Genomic DNA, 26574 nt, shown 5'->3' on the forward strand with positions numbered 1-26574 from the left:
CCACCCCGCATGACCAGCACGACAGACACCATCATGGCCGACACTTCCCATACCGCCGCCATACCAGACATGGCGGGCCTGTCCCGCTGCAATCCCCGGCTGGCCGCGTGGTTCGCCTGGTCGCACGACGATTGGCAGGGTGCGGACGCCGCCGGGGCTCACGTACATCTGGGCTGCGGCGGCGCGGTGCTGGACGGTTTCGTGAACCTGGACTTCCTGCCCCACGACGAACGGGTGCGCGAATGCCGCCTGCTGGACGTATGGCCCCGCCGCCTTGCCGGGCAGGTGGCCGCCTTCTATGCGGAAGACGTCATCGAACATTTCTATCTCACCGAGCAACTGTACATCCTGTGCTCCATGAACGTGCTGCTACGGCCCGGCGGCGTGGCCCGGCTGCTCACCCCGGACATCGGCCAGTTGTGGACCTACGGGCAGCGCTTCGACCCCGCCACACTGGTGGGCAGCGGCGACTATTTCGCCGACGTGATGCGCTGCCGCAACGGCATGGACGCCGTGAACACCGGCCTGCGCATGGGCGGCCACCGCTGGCTGCACGACTTCACCAGCCTGCGCCGGGCAGCGGCGGAATGCGGCTTTACCGCGCGGCGTACCCCCTGCGCCGCGTCGGACGACCCCAAGCTGAGCAACATCAACCTGCGCGACGAATCGGGCATTTCCTTCGCGGCGGAGATGCGCAAGACGCGCCCCCTGCGCCACCTGCTGGTGTGGCCGGAACACATCGCCAACGCCGTGCCCGTGGCGGGGGGCGATCCCGGCGCATCCCCGAATGTCGCGCTGCCCAGCTGCCTTGACGGCAGTGTGGACGCCATCCAGCCGGTGTTCCGCGCCGTCACAGGCGACCCCGGCATCACCTACCGCCTGCCCGACGTGGCCGTGCAACGCATCGCCATGGTCAACGTGCGTTCGGCCAACCTGTGCGAATTCCGCGAACACAACTTCGCCAAGGCCTACTTCCGGCTGGAGGAAAGCGGCGCCGTGTACGCCGACCGCACCCTGCATTCCGTGCCGCACATGAACGGCTTCACCCGCGCCGATGTGGAAACGGCCATGCGCGGCGAAGGGGTGCTGCGCTCCGTCCGCTTCGACCCTTCTGAGCGGGAGGGCGACCTGTTCACCGTGGGGCCGCTGGAGCTGTTCCTGTACGACGATGCACCGGAAGGTGGCGACGGCGGGGACGGTGGCAACGGGGACCGTGCGACGGGCGCGGGCGAGCGGCCCAAAGGCCGGAGCATGACGACGGTTGGAGCCAACGTGGCCGCCACGCAGGACGCCCCGACAAAGAGCGCCCCGTCCGGCAACATGACATCAGGCACCGCCGGTACCGGCACCCTGCCCCCGCACCTCGAAGACCACGTTATGGCCACCCCGTGCCGTCAGGGCGTCATCCATCATTTCGACTTCGACGGCCCGGTAGGCATGGCGTTGGCCATTTACGGCGAATGGGCGCAGGCGGAACTGGACGCGCTGGCCCCCTACGTGCCTGCGGGGGGCCGCGTGCTGGACGTGGGGTCCAACGTGGGCACCCACGCCGTGGCCTTTGCCCGCATGATCGGGGGGACCGGGCCAGTCGGGTCGGGCGGCCACGTCACCGCGCTGGAACCGCAGGCAGAGGTATTCGCCCTGCTGCAACGCACCGTGGCCGTGAACGGCCTTGCGGACGTGGTCACCCCGATACGGGCCGGGGCGGCGGGACGGGCGGGCTCGGCGCGGGTGCCGCGCATCGCCGCGCCGGAAGGGCAGAATCTGGGCGCAGTGCGCCTGCTGGATGCGGACACCGCACCGCAGGACACGACCCACCCCACGGACGAAGTTCCCCTGCTGACCATCGACGGGCTGGGCCTGCACCTGCCCGTGCCGGAAAGGCTGGGTACTGGCGGACGGCTGGACCTGATCAAAGTTGACGCCGAAGGGGACGAGGCCGCCATCCTGCGCGGCGCGGCAGACACCATCCGAACCTGCCGCCCGGTGCTGCATCTGGAATGCCCCGGCTTTTCGCGGGCCTGGCCCTGCGCACGGCAGGCGCTGGCCTGGGACTACGCGGTGTTCCACCTGCGCCTGCCCGCCTTCAACCCCGCCAATTTCCGAGGGGCCAGCCGCAACGTGTTCGGCGCGGCGGAAGAAGGCGCGCTGCTGTGCATCCCGCGCGAACGGCTGGAAGACGGCAGCCTGCCCGCGCCCTGCGGCACGGAAATCCGCGACCCTGCCCATCTTGCCCGCGCCCTGCTGGAAACCCGCGCCTACGGCCAGCCGGAAGAACGCGTCCCCGCCGCCGTGCGGCTGGACCTGGCCCTGTCCGATCTGCGCCGCAAGCGGGCGGAGGAACACTGCGTGGCGGCCAACGCCCGCTCCGGCCGCCAGCACGGGCGCATCACCACCCTGCGCACGGCAGCCAGCGCGGCGGAAGCCCTGCTGGCCGGGACGGCGGGGATGGAGGGCACAACGGCGACCGCCCCGGCAGCCCCGACAGTTTCGTCAGTCACGGAAGACGCCCGTGCCCGCCTGCTGGCCGCGCTGGACGCCACCGCTCCGGAACGCCCGGCCATCGACGAGCCGGACACCCGCGAGCCGTGGCCCGCCCCGCCCGACATTGCAGATGCAACCATCTGGACCGGACTGGCGGCGCGCCGGGCAACGCTTTCTGCGGTATCAGACAATACGCCGCAGCGCCCGGTCATCGACGTCATCGTGCCGGTGTACGCGGGAACGGACCAGACCCTGGCCTGTCTGCACTCCGTGCTTGCCGCCGACCCTGAACCGGCAGACGCCGCCGCGCCCCGCGCCCACGTGGTGGTCATCAACGACGCCAGCCCGGAACCGGGACTGGCGCAGGCCCTGCGCCGCCTTGCCGGGCTGGGGCTGGTGGAACTGGTGGAGCACCCGGCCAACCGGGGCTTCGTGGCCTCGGTCAACACGGGCATGGCCCTGCACCCGGAGCGCGACGTGGTGCTGCTGAATTCGGACACCGTGGTCTTTCCCGGCTGGTTGCCCCGCATGGCGGCACACCTGACCGCCCGGCCCGACGCGGGCAGCGTCACCCCGCTGTCCAACAACGCCACCATCTGCAGCTACCCGGTGACCGAGCGCGACAACCGCGCCGGGCTGGAACTGGACTCCGCCGCGCTGGACGCGCTGGCCGCCACGGTCAACGCCGGAGTAGCCGTGGACATTCCAACGGCGGTGGGCTTCTGCATGCTGATCCGCCGGTCCTGCCTGACGGAAACCGGTCCCTTTGACGAAGCCACCTTCGGCAGGGGCTACGGCGAGGAAAACGACTTCTGCATGCGCGCCGCCGCGCGGGGCTGGCAGCATCTGCTGGCCGCCGATGTCTTCGTGCGCCACGCGGGCGAGATGTCATTCGGAGATGATGCCGCACCGCTGAAGGAAGCAGCCTTTGCGACCATCCAGCGGATGTATCCCGACTATCTGCGCACCGTGGCCGCCCACTGCGCGGCGGACCCGGCCCGCCCGGCCCGCCGGGCGCTGGACCTTGCCCGGCTGCGCGGCGCGCTGGCGCGGCGCTTTCCCGCCACGGCGCACACGTCTGGCACAACTACGGCGCACACGCCTGGCACCGACACAGTCCGCCCGGTGCTGATGGTCACCCACAACTGGGGTGGCGGCACCGAACGCCACGTGCAGGACCTGTGCGACCGGCTGGCGGCGGAAGGCACGCCCGCGCTGGTGCTGCGCCCGCGCGGGAACGACGCGGGCTGCGTGTGGACCCTGAACCTGCCTGCCTCCGCGCATGGGTCTGCCCCTGCCTGCGGCGCTGGCCAGAACTGCGGCGCTGGCCCCCTGCACCTGCCCAATCTGGCCTTCGACCTGCCGCCCGACTTCGGCGCGCTGCTGGAAGTGCTGGCCGAACTGCGCGTGGCCCACATCCACGTGCACAACCTGGCCGGATATCCCCACGCCACGCCGGAACTGCTGCCGCTGATGGCCCGACTGCTGGAAATCCCCTGCGACGTCACCGCACACGACCTGTCCGCCCTGTGCCCGCGCATCACCTGCATCGGGCCGGACGGCTATCCCTGCCCCACGGCGCAGGGCGATGACGGCGGAAAGGCGCATGGCGCACCGTGGCGTTGCGGGGCCTGCATCGCTGCGGAAACGCCGCAACTGGGCAACACGGACATCGTGCGCTGGCACGCGGCATGGAGCACGCTGCTGGACGACGCGCGCGCCATCTTCACGCCCAGCGGCGACACGGCGCGGCGGCTGGCTGCCCATTTTCCCGCCTGTGCGGCGCGCATCACCGTGCGGCCCCATCCGGAAACATCGCCCCTGTCCCAAGCGGTCATGGCCCATACGGCCATGCCCCGACCCGAGATCACCGCCGCCCCTACCCCGCGCAAACCCGGCGAAGCGCTGCGGGTGGCGGTGATCGGAGCCATCGGCCCGCACAAGGGATCGCACGTGCTGGAAGCCTGCGCCCGCCACGCCCGCGAGGCCGGGCTGCCGCTGCACTTCACCGTGGTGGGCTACACCGACCGCGACGAGGTGCTGCACGATCTCGGGGTGACCATCACGGGCCGCTACGACGCGGACGAACTGCCGGGCCTGCTGGTCCCTGCAGGTGGGAACGGGACGGACGAAAACGGGGCGAGCGGCTACCACCAGGCCTTCCTGCCCGCCGTGTGGCCCGAAACATGGTCCTACACCCTGTCCGAGGCGGTGCTGGCCGGGCTGTATCCGGTAACCTTCGACCTGGGCGCGCCCGCCGAACGCATGGCCGCGTGGGACTACGGCCTGCGCCTGCCGGTGGATATGATGCGCGACCCGGCAGCCATCAACGCCGCCCTGCTGGCCTGCACGCCCGCAGCCCCGCCAGCAGGACTGGCGCACGCCATCCTGAGCGCCGGGGACTACCCCGTGCCGTTCCGGGCCAGTTACTACGGCCTTCCGGATGCGGAAAAATCCTGGGGGGATACCGTGGAGAGCGCGGCACCGCCCGCCCAGGAACGAACATGAGCCAGGAACAGGCATGAGCCAGACACAGGCATGAGCAAGGAGCAGCCATGAACCCGGACCAACACCTCCATGCCGCCACCCGCTCCGGCCATCCGCTGATCTCGGTGGTGGTGCCCAGCTACAACCATGGGCGGTACATCGGGGCCTGCCTCGATTCGCTGATGTTCCAGGACTACCCCAACTTGGAAGTCGTCATCACCGACGACGCCTCCACCGACGATTCCGTGGCGGTAATCCGGCGCTTTCTGCGTGACGTGGCCGGGGCCACCGCCTCGTACGCCTGCCATTACGACGCGAAGACGGACGCCATAGAGCGCACCGTGCACCCCCGCTACGCCCGCACGGGCCGCCGCATCGTGTTCCTGCGGGCCGAGGCCAACGGCGGCTCCACCGCCAACTACAACCGGGGCCTTGCCCAGTGCACGGGCGAGTACTGCACCTTTGTCCCGGCGGACGACATCTGCCACCCGCAGCTGTTCTCCACCCTGGCCCGCCCGCTGCGGGACGACGAGGCCGACTTTGCCTACGCCGACATGTTCGTGGTGGACGACGACCTGCGCATCCTGCGCGAATTCCGCCTGCCGGAGCATTCCTTCGACGCGTCGTTCCGCGACTGGTACCTGTGCGGCGTGGCCAAGCTGTACCGCCGCGCCCTGCACGACCGCTTCGGCCCCTTTGACGAAACCGCCGACGCCGACGACCACGAATGCTTCCTGCGCTTTGCCCTTGGCGGGGCACGCTTTGTCCATGTACCGCACACCCTGTATTCGGTGCGCAGCCACGAAGGGCGCGAAAACGGCCTGCACGCGCCGGGGCGCTTTGCCCGGCTGCTGGAGCATTCCAAACGGCTCACCCTGATGGCGCGCGAACGGGAACCCGCCGCGCCCGGCGCGTGGCGCGAGGAAATGGTGAGGGCGGGCGCCTCGGACGGCACACAGGTTGCCAGCGGTCCGCTCCCGGTGGCCGAGCGCGTGGTGCTTACCGTCGAGGAACGCAGCTTCTTCACGGAAGGAAACGGCGCGGCCACGCCGCCGCCCCTGTCAGACGACGAGGAGGCCCGCCGTGGGTGACCTGGCCCTGCCGCACATCCTGCCCCGCGTGCGCGATGCCCGGCGAGAGGCGCGCAAGTATGCAAACTTCCTGCTGGTCCTGCGCTCCCGCCGTGCCGGGGTCGCGCGCGTGGCGCACCACCCCTTCGACCTCACCGTGGACTGCGCAACCCTGTGCCAGTTGCACTGCCCGTACTGCGCCGTGGGCAACGCCACCATCCGCCGCAAACCCTCCCTGATGGACGCCGCCCTGCACGAACGGCTGGCCGCGGACGTGGCCCCGGACCTGTTCCTGGCCTGGTACTTCAGCGCCGGTGAACCGCTGCTGCACCCGCGCCTGCACGAACACCTGGCCCGCACCGCCGGGGAAGAAGCGTTCACCGTGGTTTCCACCAACCTCAGCGTCCCCCTGACCCCGGCCCGGCAGGAGGCCTTGCTGCGCTCCGGCCTCGGCATGCTCAGCGCATCCGTGGACGGGGCCAGCGCGGCGACCTATGCCCAATATCGGCGCGGGGGCGACTTTGGGCTGGTCATGGACAACCTGGCGGCACTGGCCCGGCGCAAACGGGAAATGGGGCTGCAATTTCCCCTGCTGGAATGGCGCTTTCTGCTGTTTGCCCACAACCAGCACGAGGTTGACGCGGCCCGCGCCATGGCCACGGACATGGGGCTGGATCTGCTGGAATTCTTTCCCGGTTATGCCCTGCCACCCGGCGACCCCGGCGAACAGGGGGTGCACCCCATGACCATCCCCATGCCGGGGCAGCCCATTTCCGGCCCGGCCTACGAGGCGGGCCTTGCCCGGCGGGAGACGCTGGTGCAGCGACTGGTGGCGGACGGCATGCCGCCCGCGCCCGCCCCTGTGGACACGGCGGTCGATACGGCGGAGGAGACTGCGGAAGGCAGTGGGGCAGAAGGACGCGGTGGAAAGGACAAGGCCCGCCGCCGTTGCGACTGGCTGTACTACAGCGGCATGATCTACCCGGACGGGGCGTTCGGTCCGTGCTGCGTGGCCACCGACGCCGACGACGACTTCACCCGGCTGGACGCGTACCCCGACTTTAGCGCGGCGTGGAACGCCCCGGCCTTTCTGCGCTCGCGCGCGGCCTTTGCGGCGGGCGATGCGGGAAATGGCGCGAAGGACCGCGCAGGCGAAAATCTTTCCGGCACCGGCGGCTCGGCAGGCACGGTGTGCGACCGCTGCCCCCTGCCGGTGGCGCAGGAACTGCAATTCGTGCAGAAGGTGCGCGGCATCCTGCGCAACGCCCCGGACTGGGTGGTGCGCATCCTGGCCGCAGCACCTGGCGAATTCTTCCTGCCCGCCGACCAGCGCAGGCTGCCCGTGGAACTGGCCGCCCTGCACCAGCCAGAGGCCCGCGCCCTGCCGCCCGACCCGGACGCGCTGGCCCGGCTGCGCGCGCTGGCGGCATCCCATCCCGACCCCGCACTGACCCGTTGCGCCGACATTCTGGAGCACGGTCATGCCTGACGCCCTGCGCTCCCCCGGCCTTCACCCCTTCCGCATGCCCCGCGCGCAGGAGATGCCCGCATGACACAGGATCGCAGCACCCGGAACGACAACACCGGAGACGCCCCCTGCTCCGCAGAACACCCCGGAGCAGCCCCGAGCGCATCACCGGGCGCAGCCCGACCCTTCCTTGCATGGCTGGCTGACCAGCGCACCCAGGACGGCATACTGCTGCTGGGCGATGCCCGCCCGTTCTTCCATGACGAGGCCGCCTACACCGCCCACCACGGCGAAGATCCCGCCCCGCTGGACGCGGGGCAGGGGCTGGCGGCCCTGCTGCGGGCCACGGGTGCGGACATGTCCGCCCCGGCGCTGGAGATAGGCTGCGGCTTCGGCTACCTGAGCCTTGGCCTTGCGGTGGACAATCCCTTTCCGCTGCTGCTGCTTACCGATACCTCACCGGGCTTCCTGCGCATTCTGGGTGATCGGCTGAACGCCCACGGCGTGGCGTGGCAGGCAGGCGACGACGCCCAGGCCACCCCCGGCATGCGCGCCCCCGGCATGTCTGCTCCTGACATGTCCGCTCCTGACATGTCCTGCACCCGCATACCGGTCCCCGACATGTCCGGCCCCGGCGCCGTCCGGCTGGGCATCCTTTCCGGCGACGCCATGCAGGAAATTCCCGACGCCAGTCTGTCGTGCATCGCCATGCGCGCCACCCTGCACCATGTGGCCGACGTGGACGCCTTTCTGGCCCAGGCGGCGCGGGTGCTGCGGCCCGGCGGTCACCTGGTGTTCGAGGAACCCTGCCGCGAGGCCCTGCTGCTGATGGGCGTGCTGGTGGCCCAGATGCCGGAGCTGGCCGCCGCGCGCGGGGTGGAAGTGACCCCGCGCCAGCTGGAACTGGTGGACCTGTTCCGGCGCATGGTGGAATTCTACTGCCGCCAGGACATCGACAAGAGCACGGCGGAAGACAAGCACCTGTTCCACCCCGTGGAAATCGCCGCGCGCTGCCGGGCGCACGGCTTCGACACCGCCGTCTACGCCAACACCACCCTGGCATCGCTGAAGTACCTGCACGGCGAATCGCCCCTGCCGCCCACCTTCTTCCACGACACCACCCGCGCCTACATCGGCGAGGTGTGCCGCATGCCGGAACTGGTCCCCCTGTTCGACGCCACCATCGCCGCATCGTGCGCCTACATCGACGCCTGCTCGCGCGGGGGGCGCGGCCCGCACTACATCAGCGTGTTCGACGCGCGGCGGGGGTAGGACCCTCCTTGCCCCCTCTCACTTGATGAACCGACATGGCATCGCGTTACGGGCCTCGCAAAAAACACTCGCCGGACGCGCCCGCACGGCATACGGCAAGCGTCTCCCACCAATGCCCACATCGCACAGCACGACATTTGCATATAAACGCTGCGTCATGTAACTTCTGTCAAACTCACAACGCCAAGAACCTGAAATATGACACTGCGTGATGTCTCCTCGACATTGCACAAGGGATAGGCAACACGCACCTGCGGCCAGGCCACGCCCTCAACGCCACGGAAACACCACAATTTCAGCATGTTAAATGGCGTCCCAACAAGCGCCGCGTTTCATCCGAACCATAAAGGGAAAACCATGGGAGATCTGATCCGCCATCTTGGGAAAGCACTTCTACAAGACAACAATAACAGCTTCTACAATATCGAACTCAACAAAGGAGACAAGGAGGATATCATACACATTCAAACACCATCGTTTCGTATGGAGCTCACCGAAGATGAGTTCAGGGAAATTGCCATATCCGTTATAGAAGCTGAAAGAAAATTACGCAGTTACAAAAATATATGAAAATAATCTTTCCGAATTTCCACTATGATCTACTCAAGCAGATGAGCTACATATTCGGCTCGCAACTTGGGTGGACTGTCGGGCTGATGGGAGCAAACGAGTTTGCTTTTTTCAACATTGAAAAAGCAATGTCCGACCCTGACGGCTTCGACAGAATATCGCAGCAGCACTGGATAGCAGATGCGTTGCATATGGAACTCTGTGACAGCAAAAAATCAGTTTCCGATGCGGACTTGATACTTGTCACTACGCCATTTCACTATAACGTCTGGACATCCTACGCAAAAAAGCACCACATAAACGCAAAGATCATATTTTATTGCGGGAACGGAGACACCGGAACACCTCCGCAGTATCACATGGATAATTTTTGGACTGCAAATTATCCGGCCTACTGTGCATCAAAATCACGCAATAAAATATACTGGCAGGGCATCTTCTGTGATGCATACCCAGACTACCAAACAATCCCTTCATCACCACATCACGAAGGATTTGCATCTTTTGTCAACAGAATACAAGAAATATACCCCGCATCGTATGATTTCATAAAGAAATCGCAATCCATATACAACGCGTGTGGCGGCGAAGAAAGCGTATTTTTCTACGGGCAACGCAATGCCCACGGCATGCTTAATATGGGCAAATACGGCAATGAAGATGAAGTCTACCAGAAAATGGCAAACTCCATCGCCGTCCTGCACATAAAGGACACGGACGCTCCGGGATTCACCATAATGCGAGCCCTCGCACTGGGAAAGCCGCTGATTGTAACACGAAAATTTATCGACAACACACAACTCTCCACTTTGCTCAACGAAAACACATGCATCATTGTCGACACACCGGAAGACATGTCCAAGGCAATGCTAAGCCTGGACAATGATATTTCCGCCCGCAATATCGGGGTACATGGAGCAGTTCACGTTCACAATCATTGCACCTGGAGCATATTCCAGAAACAATTCATTCCGTGGCTGAGCAACTTGAAATAGAAAACCGGACCACACCGTGAAAAACACCCTCGAGCATCTCCTTAAACGCATCGCAGACGCCCCTCCCTTCCGCGACAACACATTCCATACGTTCTCTCCCGTCATCACTACACTCCTTGACGCATTACCCGACGGAATCAACGTCCTGGAATGGGGACCCGGAAAGAATACCGAGCTGTTTCTTGCCTCTCCCAAAGTCCGGCAGGTTGCAAGCTACGAAAGCGACGGCGTATGGTTTGAAAAATACAAGGCGCAGTTCGCGCAACATGCAGACAGGCTCGACCTCAGCCTTGTGCCCTTCAACGTTCAGAAACCGGTCAGCCACGACATAGTGCACGACAATTACAACCCTCTTCACCCATACATGCTGGACCCCCTTGCCCGCTTTGGCGAAGGACACTTCGACATCGCCTTTGTTGACGGGGCCGGATACAGGACTGACTGCGCGGAAATAGCAAGACTTCTGGTCAAGAAAAACGGCTTCATCATCTGGCACGACATTCTTTCATGCCGGGAGAACAATCCAGAATTCCCCAGCGGCAGGACATATCAACAGGTTTTCTCAAGATTCCACAATTATCAGTACTATGACCGGCACAGAACCCTGCTGATCATAAACAACGACGACAAGGACGTACTCGCGCTGACAAGCGCCAAAAGACGTGCCCTCGAACAAACCTTCGCAGCTCTCATAGAGTCGGATATCAGGTACGTTGTACTGCGAAACTTTGGAGACATTCCCCTCCGCTGCTCCCTTGAAAACGACATAGACATACTCATCCATAAGGATGATTTCACGAGAGCGCATACCGCTTTTCTGCAACTTGGGTTCACGCACACCCAGGATGGAACATCTGGCACAGCCATGCTGTACGGCGCATCTCCTCACAATCACTATAAAATCGCCAGCCTTGATATACATATTGATGTGGTAAACGGCCTTTATTACACAAGCCCGAACAACAATGAGAAAGTGGCAATAAACCGCACCCTGCAAAACCTAATTTTTGAACGTAAAAGACTGACAAATGACATCTGGCACTATATTCCGCACCCAAACGACCTTTTTTTGCATATTTTTTGTCATGCAGTCTTTGACAAAGGTGAAATATCAGACGAATACGGCACCGCCCTCGAAGAACTTCTGGACATAGTGGACAGCTCAACGATTGCTCACGAATTGGAGTCTATCGTATTCAGCTTTTCCAAAGTAGCACTGGATACGATAAAGAAGAAAGCAACAAAAATGCTTCCTGAACTCTATTTACGCTTCAGCGAGTACTAAAATGCCAAGAAAGATAGTAATCAGTGGCAAGTATATCTCCGAGAAAGACTTTCAGCGCGTCTCCGGAGATACACCACTCTCGTTTGTAGTGCTCCCCAAGCTGGCAGAGATGTCGGAACATGACATCCAGAGGCTTCATACCGAAGCCCGCGACGCCGATCTTGTGATCATGGCCATGTTCGGCAGCAACCCTTCGCGCCTCGCCGAACTCAAACTTGACGCCATCAAGACTCCGAAGGCGTATTGGAGCTTCGACTCGCACCACCAGTGGCCAGCCGAGCGCAACATCCAGCATTTTTTTGACAAACTTTTCATCTCGCACTCGCCATATCGAAAATTCTTTCCGGCCCACATGACGGAGTGGCTGCCTTGCTGCTTTGTGCGGTTTGGAACTGACGAACTGATCCAGCTCATCCTTACCGCCAACAAAGCCAGGAATCTTGATATCGCATTTCCGCACAAGCCGTACAACATAGGCAACCGCAACGCCATTGCGCATGCCATCCACAGCACGCTCAAAAGCACGCGGTTGCGATACCATGTCGGGCCAGTAGATTCTGGTGATCCGTACATGAGACTTATCCAGAATGCCCATGTCGTGCTCAATGTCTCGCTGATAGACGACCTTAACATCAGAAACTTTGAAGCATGGGCACTCAACAGAATTCCCCTGGCAACCCCCACTCCCGACCATGGTCTTCTCGGAGAACTCGGAAACGCTGCGGTGTTTTTCCGTAGATCACTTGAAGACTTTGAAGAACGTCTTGGTGATGCATTGGATATCGCAAGGAGCCAAGACTTCAATACTGCTCCGCTCATTTTGAACGGGCATCTCCAGGTGCATCGCTATGTGCAAATGGTAAACACAGTACTCAACACAAACTATACCGTAAAACCCGTCACCATTCCTTCACTTGGCCCAGAAAAATTCCCTGAAATCACAGCGCCTGCCCCACGTCAAACTTCTTTCAATGCCCACGGAAGCAATATTGGCGTCATTGCACTTTCTCACGCTGAAATCTCGCCAACACCCTTCTTTTGCAATACACGCCTTCAGATAGAAGACAACATCGGCGAAGCAATACATATCCATTGGAGGAACATCAGGCTTGATTTCACCATGCGCGATTTCCTGAGCCTGAGCCAACAGTTCAAGACCGCCCTTGCGGCCCTTGGCCCCAAGCGCCCCCCCGCAACAGAAGGCCAGATCAGCCTTCCCGATGCCTATGCCCGCGAACTAGGCCCCCTTGCCCACGCCATTACCGGCGCCTCCATCGAGCATGTGCGCCTGAACGACCTGAAGGTCGTCGCCTGCACCCAAGACGGCCCCACACTTCGGTGGACAGCAAAGGACATTCCGCAATCCACGGCCTACGCCTACCTTGAAGGGGATACGCAAGCATACGTGGCGTATCACAACACGGCTAAAGATCTGCAGCATCACAACGCGCACAACTTCGAAACACTCTTTCATTCCATCCTGAAGAATGGCTACCCCTACAATGGAGAGTTCATCACGCTTCACGGGGATGAACCCTACATACGCGACGGGCAGCACCGCGCGTGCATCCTGCATCATGTTTATGGCAACATCCGTATCCCGATCTTGCGGTTGCACTTCAGGGATGGCGCCGCATGGCGCATGAAAATTTCCCCTGGCACTGCCATGCCGCAAGAAGACGCCGCCTCCGAAGCCAAGACTCTCGACGAACTGCTCTACGTACACGCGAAAACCGCCACCTCTCCCTGCTCCATTTTGATAGCCCAACCCGTGACTGACGAGATTCCCAAACTTGTGGGCGCACTGTTCAGAAAAAAAAGGGCAGCCATTCATGTGGCTACCACTGACAACACGCCCTTTCCCTTGCCCCGGCAAAACGCGCAAGTCCCTGTCGTTCACACTGTGACAGGTCAACTCGGCGATATCCTCGATCGGTGGAAAACACCACTCGACCTCCTGATCATTGAAGACACTTCCGGACTGACCGCGCCTGACATCAGGAAGTGCAAAACCCTGCTTACGCAAAACGGGATATGGGCCTTTGCGAATTCTGAAAACGACGCACTTTCTCCGTACAGAAAAAATGCCGTCACCCACAATGGCACGACCTTCTTTCACGGAACCAGTGACGCGCTCTGCCCTGAACCCCGGAAGGCCGCGCAACATGGCGCAGTCCCGGCAGATGCAGGCGCCGAAGCCCAATACCAACCCTGCGCCTCGAACCATGGCAAGATACTTATTGTCCGCGCCGATGCCATTGGCGACGGCATCATTTTCTCGTCAGCACTTTCCGCAATCCGCAACCGCTTTCCGGACTCGCAAATCGACCTGCTGTCAAAGAAGGGCTCTGCCGAACTATACGAGCACTGCCCTCATATCGACAGAGTCATCCCGTTTGAAGAAAAGGAAATCGCCAATAACCACACTGCGGCAAAGGCTCTCATTGAAAGGCTGCGGGCCACTCACTACGACCTCTCCATAAATTCCGTCTTTTCGCGCGACTACGTATCAGACCTGCTCGCAACGGAGTGCCTTGCAGGTTGCAGGATCGCGTTCCGTGGCGATATGTGCAATGTCCGCCACGAGTTCCACAATGCGTTCACCAGCGCCTACACGCATTTTATTGACACTACGGAAAGCGTCGAGCTTCACAGATACAACGACCTGCTGCGCGCACTGGGCGCAGATACCCGCGAGCCCCTGCATCCTCAGGTATGGCTGTCTCCGGATGATGAGGCAGCAGCAGAAAAACTGCTCCTGGCCGCCAAGAGCCGAAAGCTTATCGCCGTCTTTCCTGGAGCGCTCCACTATCACAAACGCTACCCCAGGCTCGGCGAGGCGCTTGAAGACTATGCGGACCATACTGCCGTCGTGCTTGGTGGTCCCGACGCCCTGCAGGGCCAGGACACCTTTTGTGCTGGCTTTCCCGGCCAAACCCTCAGGCTCGTTGGCAAGACCACCGTGCGCCAGATGATAGCGATCATCAGAAAATGCGCATTCTACGTAGGTTCGGACTCTTCTGGTGCGCATGCCGCCTGCGCAGCGAAAATTCCGAACATTGTGCTTCTCGGCGGCGGCCATTTTGGAAGATTTTTCCCTTACTCCAACCTTACATCTGTAGTTTCCGTTCCTCTTTCATGCTATCAATGCAACTGGAAGTGCCCTTACCCAAGCGCTTATTGCGTCTCTGGCATCTTGCCGGAAGTCTTGTCCTTCAGCATTGCGGAAACGCTTCGGACAAAAAGCGTGAAACCGCGCATTTTCATTCAAGGACATACGCTTTGGCCACAGGCCAAGGAGCAGCCTGCATGGCGAGGTGAGCAGGCGCAGATCAACTTTGCGGAAGTGATTCCCGTAACGAAGGCGCACCTGTCCACCCGTATGCGCCCGTGTACGCCCGTATGCGCAGATGACCCTTCCCGGTGACGCGTAACGGAGCAGCATCTGCACCCGCTGCCCCCGCTGCTCCCGCTGCTCCCACTGGTCCCACTGGTCCCGTTGTCGCCCTGCTTCCCTTCGGCAGTGCCCCGCAGCCGGCGTGACGCGGCGGCCCCGCAATGCGCGGGCAATCATTTCGGTGCTTGCGTGTGCAGCGCTCCTCCCCTGTACTGCGGCGGGAGAACTCTCATCCTGTGCGGATACAGTAACGATGCGCGTCAAATGCGCCCCGGGAACAGGGCTTGAAAGGAGAGATTCCGGGCACGTCGGCCTTTTGAGCCCGCGCCGCCAACAGAACGTCCACCCGTCAAACCCGGCAGTCGTCCTTCCACATGCTCGAACTTACTGGCGCGCCGTCCCCCTGCCGCACAGGCAGTCCGCAAAAAAGAAACCCGGGCACGACTGGTCGTACCCGGTTTTTTTCCGGCCATGCCGGACTGCCAGCGGCAGCGTGATACACGCGAGAACCCCGGCGCGCCGCCACGGATGCGCGCGGGGATCACCCCCTGTCGAACACCACCAGCGTTTCCTCGGTGTCGCGCAGCCAGTACAGGGGGTCAACCGGGGCCATGTACCCCTCCATGACCGACGAGGGGCAGAACAGCGGTTCCGCGCCCGCCTTGGGCGTGCGGTTCAACACCTGTGCAAGGGCCGAGGTAAGCGGTTTGAGGTAGCCGTGGCAACCGCCGTCGCCGGTCACGAGGCCCGCCAGTTCGGGCGCAAGCCACGACACGGCCATAAGCAGCAGGCGCGTATTGGTGGTGCGATTCCACTGCACCGGGTGCTCCACGTGCAGGGCCACGGGAGAATGGCAGAACGAACGGGGCACGCCGCACCGCGCCGCCCAGGCGGGCAGAAAGACGTCCCAGGCTGGCTGACCGATAACGAACCCGGTGCGCGGCACCCGCTCAAGGAACGACGCGGGGAAGAGATAGAAGTCAAAGCCCGGTTCCAGCAGAGTGCCAAGGGTGTCCTCTGCCCTGCGCACGTTGATGCGCGACCCGTAGACCAGTCGCTTCGCCGCCACGCCGCACAGGCGGTCCCAGTCCTGCGGCTCGCCGCGCAGCACGATGTCGGCGTTGATGATGCCGCACAGCGGTTCGCCGGTTTCGGCCAGCGCGTCCAGCAACGCATCAAGGTACTGGTAGTCCCTGCCGTATTCCGCGCGCGCCGTGTCTTCGCACAACCGGAATTCCACGCCCGGAAACAGCGGGGCCAACTGGTCGCGCTCTTGCGCGGTGTTCACCGAAAGCACCCGCAGCCCGCGCTGCAACCACGAATCCACTGCCATGCGGCTGGTTTCGACGCCTTTGGGGGGGATGCTGGTGGCCACTACCGGTCGGGGAGCGCCAGCCAGGCCGACTGCTCCTACTGGACCTGCCGGCCCGGTCTGGCCGGTCGGGCCGGTCTGGCTGGTCGGGCCGGTCGGGCCGCCTTCCCTGCCCGGCCGAAGCCTGCGGCGCAGCGCATGGTAATTGATCTGCGCGCAGCTGTCCGCCGGGGCACGGCGCACGGCCTGTCCGAACAACACGCAGGCGCGGGGCAGGTCGCCCTGCTGCATGTGGGCGAATGCCGACAGTTTCAGGGCTTCGGCGTGCTGGCCGTTTCGGCGCAGCACCTGTTCGAGCAGGGGCAGCGCCTTTTCGGGTGCGCCTTCCGCCAGCAGCAGGCGGGCAAGCTCCACCACCGGCAGCGCAAGGCCGGGCCGCTGCCTGCACAGCCGCTCCGCCGCGCGCAGGGCGGCAGACATGTCGCCCCGACGCAGCCTGTCCAGCACGGGCGCAAGCACCTCCTGCGCATGTTCGCGCAGAATCAGTTCGTCAGGGTCGCGGGCCACGTGGTCCGGGAAAATGAATCCCCGTCCCATCCCCCCGGCGGGGTCGAGCCCGGGCGCCATCCATGGGCGTTGTGGTATGGACATGTGCAGTTCCCGTGGCGCGTCAGGTTTGTGCGGAGCGCGCCAGAATGGCCTCGCAGGTACGGCGGCAGTTCTGCCCGTCGCGCAGGGTGAAGAAGGCGTCGGCACGGCGTTCATAAAGTTCTTGCCGCCGACCGCCATGCCGCATGGTGTCGTCCAGCCACGCCTCCAGTTCCCCGGTGGTGCGCACCACCGGACCCAGCCCGTGGGCCGCGCAGTCGAAATATCCCTTCTGCCAGACATGGGTGGCGTAGATATCGGGCTTCTCCGGAAACTGATAGTAGGCCACAGGCCTGCCCATATACCCGAATTCGAAGGCCAGGGACGAATAGTCGGTCACCGCCACCGCGCAACCGACCAGAAAGTCCTGCACCGACCCGAGCTCGGCCCAGTCCAGAAAGGTGAATGCGTCGGAGCGGGGGAACAGCGGCAGGAAGCGCACCAGTTCCGGGTGCGGCAGGAACAGCAACTTCCAGCCCCGGTCGCGGGCCATCCGGGCCAGCGACTGGCTGGACGTCACCGCGCTCCACGCCCGAAAGAAGTCGCTCTGCCGGAAATGCCGGGCCTCGCCGGGCCGCAGCCCGGAAGCGTGCGCCTCGTACACGTCGGGCCCGCCAAGGCGCAGGTGTTCCCGCCAGGTAGGGCAGAACAGCACGGTCCGGCCGGGCCTGCGCGTGGCGGCCTTGCGCAGCAGCGTATCGTGCCGGGGCAGGCCGGTAAGCGCCACCTCGCGCTCCGTGAGCTTGTACCTGCCCCCCAGCAGCGACGCATATTCCAGCCGGGCGCTGGCCACCATCAAATCCAGCCGGATCTGGTTCAGCCAGCGCGAAAGATCGTCCTTGATTACCCCGTGCTGCAGGAAGGCCAGCTTGTACGGGGGCAGGCCCGTCAGGTCACGCATGCCCATGGGGTCGGCCACGGGCGGATCCACATGCGAGGACACCAGCCATTCGGCGTTGGCCAGCGCGAGGAAATGCTCTCGGCTGTGATAGGGCAGCAGGGGAAACCCCTCGCGTTCCAGCCGGGTCCAGTCGGCGGACCGGCGGTCGAGCACGAAATGCACCGGCAGGTCCGGCCTGTGCTCCAGCACCCAGCGGCACAGGTGCTCGGCGTTGTCGTCCGCCTTGTGCACCCGGTCCATGAACACCCACCCGCCACGGTACCTGGCCGCGCCGGGTTCGGCTGCCATGGCCAGGATGGCCTGCTGCTGCCCACCCAATGCCGATATGGGCAGATAAAAACGTTCGCACACGGCGTCCCGGTCCAGGGTCTCCAGCAGGGCACCCCGGCAGAGTACACCGGGCCGCTCGCCGTCCACCTCGGGGCACACGGGCTGCCCTTGCGGCAGGTCCACCCAGAAGCGCTGCTCGCGCAGCAATGCACGCCCGCCCAGGTAGTGCACGCAGGTCCTGGCCCAGCGCATGTCCACCGGCTGGCCCTCGGCATTGTGCAGGGCATATGCGGGCGCGCCCTGCTCCATTGCCCCGTCGGCCTTCCCGGTATCCGCGTCATCGCCGTCACCGGGACCGCAGGTGGTCCAGTGCACGAGCTGGGCCTGCCCGCCGCCCGGAGCGAGGTCGGTCAGCACGAAAGGTGCGGAGGTGAATCCCGCCCCCTTGAACGCCCCCAGCATGGCAATGCGGGTGCGCAACTCCAGCGACGGCAGGCGTGAAAGCAGCACCTGCCGCGCATCCACGTTGCGGAACAGCAGGGCCATGAGGTCGAAGAAGGTCGTCCAGCCGTCCGCGTCCAGCACGCCCGCCACCCCGCCGTCCAGCAGGCGGACCATGTACCAGTGGCTTTCGTACAGCACCAAGTTCTGGACGAAGGCGGGCACCTCGCCAAGGACGCGCCGGTACTGCTGCACAATATCCAGGTAGCCGTACAGTATCTGCTCGCGATACTTGGCGGGAGATTGCCAGCCCCCCTCCACCAGCCCGCTGCCAGCGCCCCTCCTGCGATACAGGTAATGGGCCTCCTTCACGAAGGCCACGCGAAAATCGCGTGCGCGCAACAGCAGCAGGTTCAGGAAATGGGCGTCCTCGAAGGTGGGGCGGATGCGCTCGTCAAGGCTCAGGCCCGTGGCTCCCAGCACCTGACTACGGATGAAGCAGGAACTCAGCGAGAGTTGGATGCATTCCGGCTCCGCCATGAGATCGGCCACCCGCGTGGACTCGAACTTGTAAGCCAGCGGATGGGCATCGCCGATGCGGCCCGTGCCATCCTCGTACAGCCGGGTGTTGCACGCCACCACCGGGCCGTCGTAGCAGTTGGCCGTCAGGAAATTCCGCACCGTCTCGAAATAGTCGGGGGCGACCATGTCGTCGGCGTCAATGAACCCCACCCAGTCGCCGGTGGCGTGGGCAAGCCCGGCGTTGCGGGCGGACGCAGGACCGCCGTTCTCCTTGCGGACCACCACCACGCTGGAGGGATATCGCCGCGCCCAGCGCCCGGCCACAGCAGGTGTGTCGTCCGTGGAACCGTCGTCCACCAGCACGACCTGGATGTTAGCTGCGAAATCCAGCGTTTGCCGTTCAAGGCTGGTGAACATCTCGTCCAGCCACGGCGCCGCGTTGTACGCGGCGGTCACCACGCTGAACAGAAATCCCTTTTGCCCACTCTCGCGTGCTTCGGCCAGACGAAGTGCCGGGTCACCCCCGGCGGAGTCGGCAGCGCCCGCCGCACGCGCATCCGCACCGGGTGGCCTGACCGGAAAAATCGGGGACGCGGCGGAAGCAGGGGAAGTGGGAGGATCTGCCGGGGACGCGGCCTCGTCTCTTTCCCCGCGGCGCATGATCCGCACTATGTCCTGCGCGGCGCAGACCCCCACCGTATCGTGGTGCCAGCGCAAATAGAGGCATGCCGGATAGATGCCCCTCGCCGCCTGCTGCATGGAGCAACGCCCCTTGCGCAGCATGGCCAGGGTCTGGCGCACTTCGGCAATGCGCGCGTCGATGAGCGGCAGCAGCCTGTCCTCGCGCATGCGCCACAGGGACAGGCAATCGCGGTGCAGTTCCGGCAGGTCGCGCTCGCGCAGGCCATGCTCCGGAAACTCCGCTTCCGGCGAACCGGGCGCGGCCATGGGCGGCGCCATGCCCTCGGTGGCGCGCAACAGTTCCTGCAAATTTTCCACCCGACCGACCACCGCCGCAGGCAGGCCGCGCCAGTAGGACACATCGGCCCTGCGGATGTGGCGGTAGTGCACGACCATGTCGTCGTGGCGCGCGAACATGCGCACAGCGCCGCCGCCCCGCACCCGGAACATGCGCCCGAAGTCGGTCACCGAAAGATCGTGGCGGTGTTCTGCCGCGCATCCTTCGCGGAACAGCACGCCCACTGGCGGATCAAGCCGTGCCAGCCGGTGGCCGATCTCGATGTCCTCCGCGCCCCACAGTTCGCCCGTGAACGCCTCGTCGAACAGCCCCGCGTCGAACAGGGCCTGCCGGGGCGTGCTGACATTGCAGGTGTAATAGTGGCCGCCGCCATACAGGACGTCCTGCCGCAGGCTGCCATACTCGAACACGAGGTCGGAACGGGTAAGCGTGAACCCCCAGAGCCTGGAGCGAAACGCCCGGGGCAGCTCGAACCGGCCCAGGATGGAAATGCGCAGTTCGGGCAGTGCCAGATGGGTTTCCAGATGCCCGCGCAAGCCGTTTGGCTCCAGCATCGCATCGTCATTCAGAAAGAGGACATACTCCCCTCGCGCCGCCCGAATGCCCACATTGCGCGCACGGGCAGGCCCCCCCCGCGACGGCTGGCAGAATGTGCGCATGGAGAACGGTGCCACATGCGTCGCCAGAAATTCCGGGGTTCCGTCGGTGGAACCGTCGTCCACCACCAGCACCTCGAACCGGTCGCGCGGCAGGGTCTGCGCCGCCAGGCACTCCAGGCACTGACGCAGGATATCCAGCCTGTTGCAGGTGGGAATGACGACGGACAGCAGCGGGGCGAAATCCTTTCCCCCCTCCGCGCCCGGAAATGGGATGCGTGGTTCCGTGTCCATACTTCTCGCATCTGGCGGCGAGCAGGGCCGCCTCGGAAAACGGTTGCCGGGCTCCGCCCGCCCCCCCGTATGCCGTGTCTTCGCGCCGGGCCGCTTCCGCCCGCGCCCTTACGCCTGCAAACGCAACGGCCCGTTGCCGTTGCCGCCGTCCTTTTCCTCACGGCTGAACTGCACGGCGGTGCCGTAGCAGGAGAAGAACTTGGAGCCGTCGGGATGGAAGGCCACGTTCTCCTGGTAGCCCACGATGGCCTGGGCGCCCTTGTTCACGGCGCGGGCCGCCATGCCGAAGAACGTCTCGTCGGAATCGTAGCCACGGCAGGCCACCAAGCCCAGCACGCGGCCTATCCTGCGGTCCTCGACGCCATCGGTGGTGACCACGGGAAAGCGCCCGGAAAGGAACAGCTCACGCACCCGCTCGAGGTTTTCGGTTTGCGCGGCCTCGGCCTTGCGCGCCTTTTTGTCGTTGCCGCCAAGCAGAAACAGCATGGGGAAGCCTCCTTGCGTTGAATCCGGCGGAATGCCGCCACGCCGCCGGATGATGCAAGAGCCTTGCCGCGCGCGCATCATGCTGTATTTACATATAATAATCAAACAGAAAGCCGGGCGCGTCGAGAATACGACACCGCCCGGCACATTCCGCACCGCCATTGCGCGCCATCATTCCGGCGCACCGGCCCTGCGTGTCACGCGGCCCGCACACACCTGCCCGCGCCGCATCGCCCGCCATCCGCTGTCGGTTCCGCCCCGGCACCTTCCGAAAACCTTCCCGGCTGCGGCTACACCAGCGGCACCAGTCCCAGCGAGGCCCGGTACAGAAACCAGCCCAGCGCGGCCACGTACAGCACCAGCCCCACGATGACCAGCTTGAGCGACCACAGGAAATAGCGCGTCTTTCGGTTGCGCACGGCCAGCAGCCGCAGAAAGCTGGCCTCCACCGTGTCGCCGCGCAGGCTGGACATCCAGCGCACCCGCACCACGCCGTACAACGCCACGAACAGTCCGGCCAGGATGCACACCAGCCCGGCCATCAGGGTCAGCCCGCTGAACGGCCCGGCGGCCGCCAGCCGGTGCCCGGAGAACCCGGCCACGGAAATGGCCAGCGCCCCCACGCCAAAGACCATCTGGGTGCGCTGGGTGACGATGCCGAACTGCTGTTGCAGGCTTTTCCACACTTCTGCCTCGCTGCCCAGCACCTGAAGCAGAAAACGGTATTCCTCGCACAGGGCGCAGGTGTCGTCGCGCCAGGACGGTCCGACGCGTTCGTAGTCGTCGGGCTGGCTCACGCCCTGCCTGGCCTGTCCGGCCTCAGGGCCGCCCTCGCCGCCAGCGCGGTCCCCGGTCTCCGGCGGCAGGCCGCAGGTGGACCCATCCGCGGCGCCCCGCTTCCGTTCCGCAGCGCGCGGCGCAGGCTGTTCCGTCATTGTCGGCTCCTTCCGGATGGCTCCGTACCCGTTATCCGTATCTGTATCCGTATTCGTATTCGTATTCGTCAGAATATCTCCGGCGGGCCGCCTGCACAAGCGCGGCACGCCCGATACGCCGGGCATGCCGGACATGCCGGGTACACAGGCCCACCAGAGGCGCGAGACGAAACCGCGTGCAGCGCCGGGCAGCACGGTTGCAGTTCTTGACCTTGGCGGGGAAGTCCAGCATTAGTTGCACTCACGGTGGCGGCACTGCAAACCGTGCGGTCAAACAGCACCCCGTCCTCGCTGGCGGAGCGCCCGCGGACGTCGCTGCCCGGAATGCCGCACTGGTCCGTCTGCCCATTCCGGCCTGCCTGGCCAGTCTGAACAATCTGGGCAGTCTGGACAATCTGGTCTGGCTGGCCAGTCTGGACCGGCTGGCACGTGCGTCCCGTCCGTCCCGGTGTCCCGACCTTCCCCGCACCACAGCCTTTCGGCGGAACCTCCGCATGCATACCAACCCGTTCCCCCCGGCCCGGCCCCTGCGCCGCGTCGCCATTGTCCGGCTGCTCCGCCACGCGGCAAGCCGCGCCCCACTCCGCCGCCCGGCCCTTGCGTTGGTGACGCTGGGCCTTTTGCTGTTCCTGTCTCTGGGGCTGGCGCTGGACCTGTCGATGTCCCCCGCGACCGACGTCTTTCCGCCGCACGGCCCCGCGTCCGCCTGGGCCGCCCTGGCCCAGGCCCCCCAGCCCCCTCAGTCGCCGGACACCGCCACGTCCTCCACCGGCGCCGCCGGGTCGCTGGGCACGCAGGACGGCGCACGCAAGAACGTGCTGTACCTGAACTCGTATCACAACGGGTACGCCTGGTCCGACCACATCCAGGAGGGCATCCGCCAGACGCTGGCCGAAAGCCCGTACAGCATCGTGTTCCAGGTGGAATACATGGACTCCAAGAAGTTCCACTACCAGGACACGGTTTCCACCCTGTACGCCCTGTACCGCGACAAGTTCCGCAACAAGAAGTTCGACATCATCCTCGCCTCGGACAACGTGGCGGTGGATTTCCTGCTCCAGTTCGGCGAAGAACTGTTTCCCGGCGTGCCCATCGTGTTCTGCGGGCTCAACGACGTGCAGTCCGCCAACCTGCGCGCCACCGGACGCGAGATCACCGGGGTGCTGGAAAACTACGATGTGGTCTACAACATCGAACTGGCCCTGCGCCTCAACCCGCAGTTGCGGCGCATGGTGATCATCGGCGACGACTCGGTCACCGGCGCGGCCATCCGCAACCAGGTGCTGGCACAGCTGGGGCCGTTCAAGGACCGCCTGGTGGTCGAGGAATGGAGCGACTACAGCCTGGAGCAGATGCTGGACTGGGTGCGCGAGCAGGGGCCGGACACCTTCTTCTACTTCGTGCCCATCTACCGCGACATCGACGGCCAGTTCTACTCGGCGGAAGAACTGCTGGAAAAGGTACACGCCGCCTCGCGCGCGCCGCTGTACAGCAACTGGGCCTTCCTGCTGGGCCACGGCATCGTGGGCGGCAAGCTCATCTCCGGCGTGCGCCACGGCGAAATGGCCGCGCGCATGGCCCTGCAGGTGCTGAGCGGCATCCGCGCCTCGTCCATCCCCATCGTGGAGCAGGCCGACCAGGCCTTCATGTTCGACAACAACGAGTTGCAGCGGCTGTTCATCAGCCCCTCGCAACTGCCGCCCGACAGCGTCATCATCAACGAGCCCAGCCGGTTCTACGAACTGAACAAGCAGGTCTTCTGGACCATCATCATCAGCATGGTCATCCTGTCGGTGACCCTGGTGCTGCTGGTCATGAACATCCTGGAAAAGCGGCGGGTGGAAGGCAAGATCAAGGACCAGCTGTCGTTCCTGCGCTCGCTGATGGACACCATACCCATCCCCATCTACAGCAAGGACGCCGACGGCCGGGTGCGCGAGTGCAACGTGGCCTTCGAGCGGTTCTTCGGCGTGGACCGCGAGGCGCTGCTGGGTCGTTACGAATGGCAGGCCGGGCCGGAAGGCGTGGCCATGCTGCGTGACGCCTCCGACACCAACCTGATGCACGAGCCGGGCGTGGCCAGCTATGAAACCACCCTGCCCGGACCGGAAGGCTCGCCCCATTCCATCATCATGCACAAGGCCACCTACCGCAATTCCAGGGGAGCGGTGGCGGGGCTGGTGGGCGTTGTCTTCGACTACACCGACCGCAAGAAGGCCGAGGACCTGCTGCGCGCCGCCGAGGAAAAGTACCGCTCGCTGTTCGAAAGCTCGCCGCTCGGCATCTTCCGCGTCACCCCGGACGGCGACTACCTGGACGCCAACCCGGCCATGGCGCGCATGTCCGGGTACGCGTCACCGGCCCTGCTGCTGGCGTCGGGAGCGGGCACCTTTGTCCGGCTGCACGGCGCCCCGGACATGCCGGGGGCGGGCAGCGGACCGGGTTCCGGTCAGGACACGGTGATCTCGTTCGACTCCAGCGTGGACCGGCCCGGCGGGGGCACCGTGACCATGCACCTGACCATGCGCCCCCTGCGCGACGATGCGGGCAAGGTGCGCCACATCGAGGGCTACGCGGAAGACATCACCCAGCGCAAGGCCGCGGAACGGGCCCTTTCCGCCTCGCAGCGCATGCTGCAACTGGTGCTCGATAACATCCCCCAGTTCGTCTACTGGAAAGACCGCGACCTGAAATACATGGGCGCCAACAAGTCCTTCCTCGGCTTCGTGGGGCTGGACAACGCCGAGGCGCTGCTGGGCCGCACCGATGAAGAGGTGCTGCCTTCGGCCGAGGACGCCGCCCGCGTGCACGGCGACGACGAGGCCGTGGTGCGTTCCGGCCAGCCGCGCTACCAGACCAAGATCACCATCGCCTCGCCCGGCGGCGAGACGGTGTGGCTGGAAACCAACCGCGTGCCCCTGCTGAGCGACCGGGGGGGCCAGGCCGAAAACGACGGCGACGACGTGGTGGGCCTGCTGACCACCGCCGAGGACGTCACCCAGCGCATCCGGCTGGAACGCCAGCTGCTCCAGTCGCAGAAGATGGAGGCCATCGGCACGCTGGCGGGCGGCATCTCGCACGATTTCAACAACATCCTGACGTCGATCATCAATTCCATCGAGCTGGCCATCAGCGACATCGCGGCGGACTCGCTGACCTGCAACGACCTGATGCGCGCCCTGAAGGCCGCCCAGCGCGGCAGCCGCCTGGTCAAGCAGATCCTGACCTTCAGCCGCCCCTCGGTGGAAGGCTTCGTCATCACCGACATCAACGAGGTGCTCAACGAGGCGCTGGTGCTCATCAAGGCCTCGCTGCCCCGCAACATCGAGATCCGCAAGGCCATTCCGCCGCGCCCGTCCATTACCCGGGCGGACCCCACCCAGATCCACCAGGTGCTCATGAACCTGTGCACCAACTCGTTCCAGGCCCTGCGCGACACGGGCGGCGTGCTGGAGGTGAACCTGGAGCAGGAGATGCTGTCCGACGAGCGTGCCCTGGAACTGGGCATGGAACCGGGCTGCGCCCTGCGCCTGACCGTGGCCGACGACGGGCCCGGCATCCCGCCGGAAATCGTGGACAAGATCTTCGACCCGTTCTTCACCACCAAGGGCAAGACCGAAGGCACCGGCCTTGGCCTTGCCGTGGTGCACGGCATCATCAAGGGCCACCGGGGCGCGGTGCACGTTGCCAGCGTGCCGTGGCGGCGCACGGAATTCGAGATCCACCTGCCCATGCACGCGCAGGACGCCTGCCTCATCGACCCGGCCCTGCTGGCCCCGGAAACGGGCAGCGAGCGCATCCTGTTCGTGGAGGACGACGACGACCAGTTGCACACCATTCCCCGGGTGCTCGAAAGCCTGGGCTACACCGTGCGGCCCTTCAAGAACCCGCTGCTGGCGCTGGCCGCCGTGCGCGAACACCCCGCCGCGTTCGACCTGGTGATCACCGACTTCGACATGCCCGAGGCAAACGGCCTTGAGCTTGCCCGCAAAATGGGCGATATTGCGCCAAACATGCCGATAATCCTCGTTTCAGGCCGCGAGGTGGCGGCCGAAGGGGCGGCCGTCGCCGGAAACATCAAGGCCATGGTCCACAAGCCGTACAACCGGAACATCCTGGCCGACGCCATCCGCCGGGTGTTCGCCCGGCTGGGGAGCTAGCA

General features: G+C 64.6%; 13 protein-coding genes. 9 read left to right on the forward strand and 4 right to left on the reverse strand.

What is annotated here, in order from left to right:
* Window positions 1-9 precede the first annotated feature (9 nt).
* The 8 genes from DESTE_RS09615 to DESTE_RS09645 all read left to right on the forward strand — a co-directional run bounded on the left by DESTE_RS09615 (window position 10) and on the right by DESTE_RS09645 (window position 15058).
* Window positions 10-4992, forward strand: coding sequence for an FkbM family methyltransferase (locus tag DESTE_RS09615; protein ID WP_035067244.1), 4983 nt, complete (start codon window positions 10-12; stop codon window positions 4990-4992).
* Between the two features lie 47 nt (window positions 4993-5039).
* On the forward strand, window positions 5040-6062 hold the full coding sequence (locus tag DESTE_RS09620) for a glycosyltransferase family 2 protein (RefSeq protein ID WP_035067245.1): 1023 nt from the start codon (window positions 5040-5042) through the stop codon (window positions 6060-6062).
* Entirely contained in the window at window positions 6055-7530 is a 1476-nt protein-coding gene (locus DESTE_RS09625) for a radical SAM protein (protein WP_035067246.1), read from the forward strand. Before DESTE_RS09620 ends, DESTE_RS09625 begins: the two co-directional genes overlap by 8 nt.
* Window positions 7531-7590: 60 nt before the next feature.
* The gene (locus DESTE_RS09630; protein ID WP_035067248.1) at window positions 7591-8781 is read left to right on the forward strand and encodes a class I SAM-dependent methyltransferase; all 1191 of its coding nucleotides are present in this window, start codon (window positions 7591-7593) and stop codon (window positions 8779-8781) included.
* 357 nt (window positions 8782-9138) lie between these two features.
* Complete coding sequence (locus tag DESTE_RS17975) at window positions 9139-9351, forward strand: hypothetical protein (protein WP_156925313.1); 213 nt, start codon at window positions 9139-9141, stop codon at window positions 9349-9351.
* 41 nt (window positions 9352-9392) lie between these two features.
* A complete protein-coding gene (locus DESTE_RS17980) occupies window positions 9393-10346 on the forward strand; it encodes a glycosyltransferase (RefSeq protein WP_156925314.1) in 954 nt (317 codons plus the stop codon).
* Window positions 10347-10362: 16 nt separating this feature from the next.
* The gene (locus DESTE_RS09640) at window positions 10363-11631 is read left to right on the forward strand and encodes a nucleotidyltransferase family protein (RefSeq protein ID WP_035067252.1); all 1269 of its coding nucleotides are present in this window, start codon (window positions 10363-10365) and stop codon (window positions 11629-11631) included.
* Window position 11632: 1 nt separating this feature from the next.
* A complete protein-coding gene (locus DESTE_RS09645) occupies window positions 11633-15058 on the forward strand; it encodes a glycosyltransferase family 9 protein (protein WP_035067254.1) in 3426 nt (1141 codons plus the stop codon).
* Between the two features lie 511 nt (window positions 15059-15569).
* On the opposite strand, the gene DESTE_RS18555 is transcribed toward DESTE_RS09645, so the two are convergent.
* From DESTE_RS18555 to DESTE_RS09665, 4 genes are all read right to left on the reverse strand, one after another.
* Window positions 15570-16991: a tetratricopeptide repeat protein gene (locus DESTE_RS18555; protein ID WP_198015351.1), complete on the reverse strand. Its 1422-nt coding sequence runs from the start codon at window positions 16989-16991 to the stop codon at window positions 15570-15572.
* 19 nt (window positions 16992-17010) lie between these two features.
* Complete coding sequence (locus DESTE_RS17215; RefSeq protein WP_051384409.1) at window positions 17011-20991, reverse strand: glycosyltransferase; 3981 nt, start codon at window positions 20989-20991, stop codon at window positions 17011-17013.
* A gap of 108 nt (window positions 20992-21099) precedes the next feature.
* On the reverse strand, window positions 21100-21477 hold the full coding sequence (locus DESTE_RS09660; RefSeq protein WP_035067259.1) for a hypothetical protein: 378 nt from the start codon (window positions 21475-21477) through the stop codon (window positions 21100-21102).
* A gap of 290 nt (window positions 21478-21767) precedes the next feature.
* On the reverse strand, window positions 21768-22412 hold the full coding sequence (locus DESTE_RS09665) for a cytochrome b/b6 domain-containing protein (protein WP_035067261.1): 645 nt from the start codon (window positions 22410-22412) through the stop codon (window positions 21768-21770).
* Window positions 22413-22906: 494 nt separating this feature from the next.
* Between DESTE_RS09665 and DESTE_RS09670 the strand changes: the two genes are divergently transcribed.
* On the forward strand, window positions 22907-26572 hold the full coding sequence (locus tag DESTE_RS09670; RefSeq protein ID WP_245590796.1) for a hybrid sensor histidine kinase/response regulator: 3666 nt from the start codon (window positions 22907-22909) through the stop codon (window positions 26570-26572).
* Window positions 26573-26574: the final 2 nt, after the last annotated feature.

The organism is Nitratidesulfovibrio termitidis HI1, from assembly GCF_000504305.1.
Taxonomy (GTDB): Bacteria; Desulfobacterota; Desulfovibrionia; order Desulfovibrionales; family Desulfovibrionaceae; genus Cupidesulfovibrio; species Cupidesulfovibrio termitidis.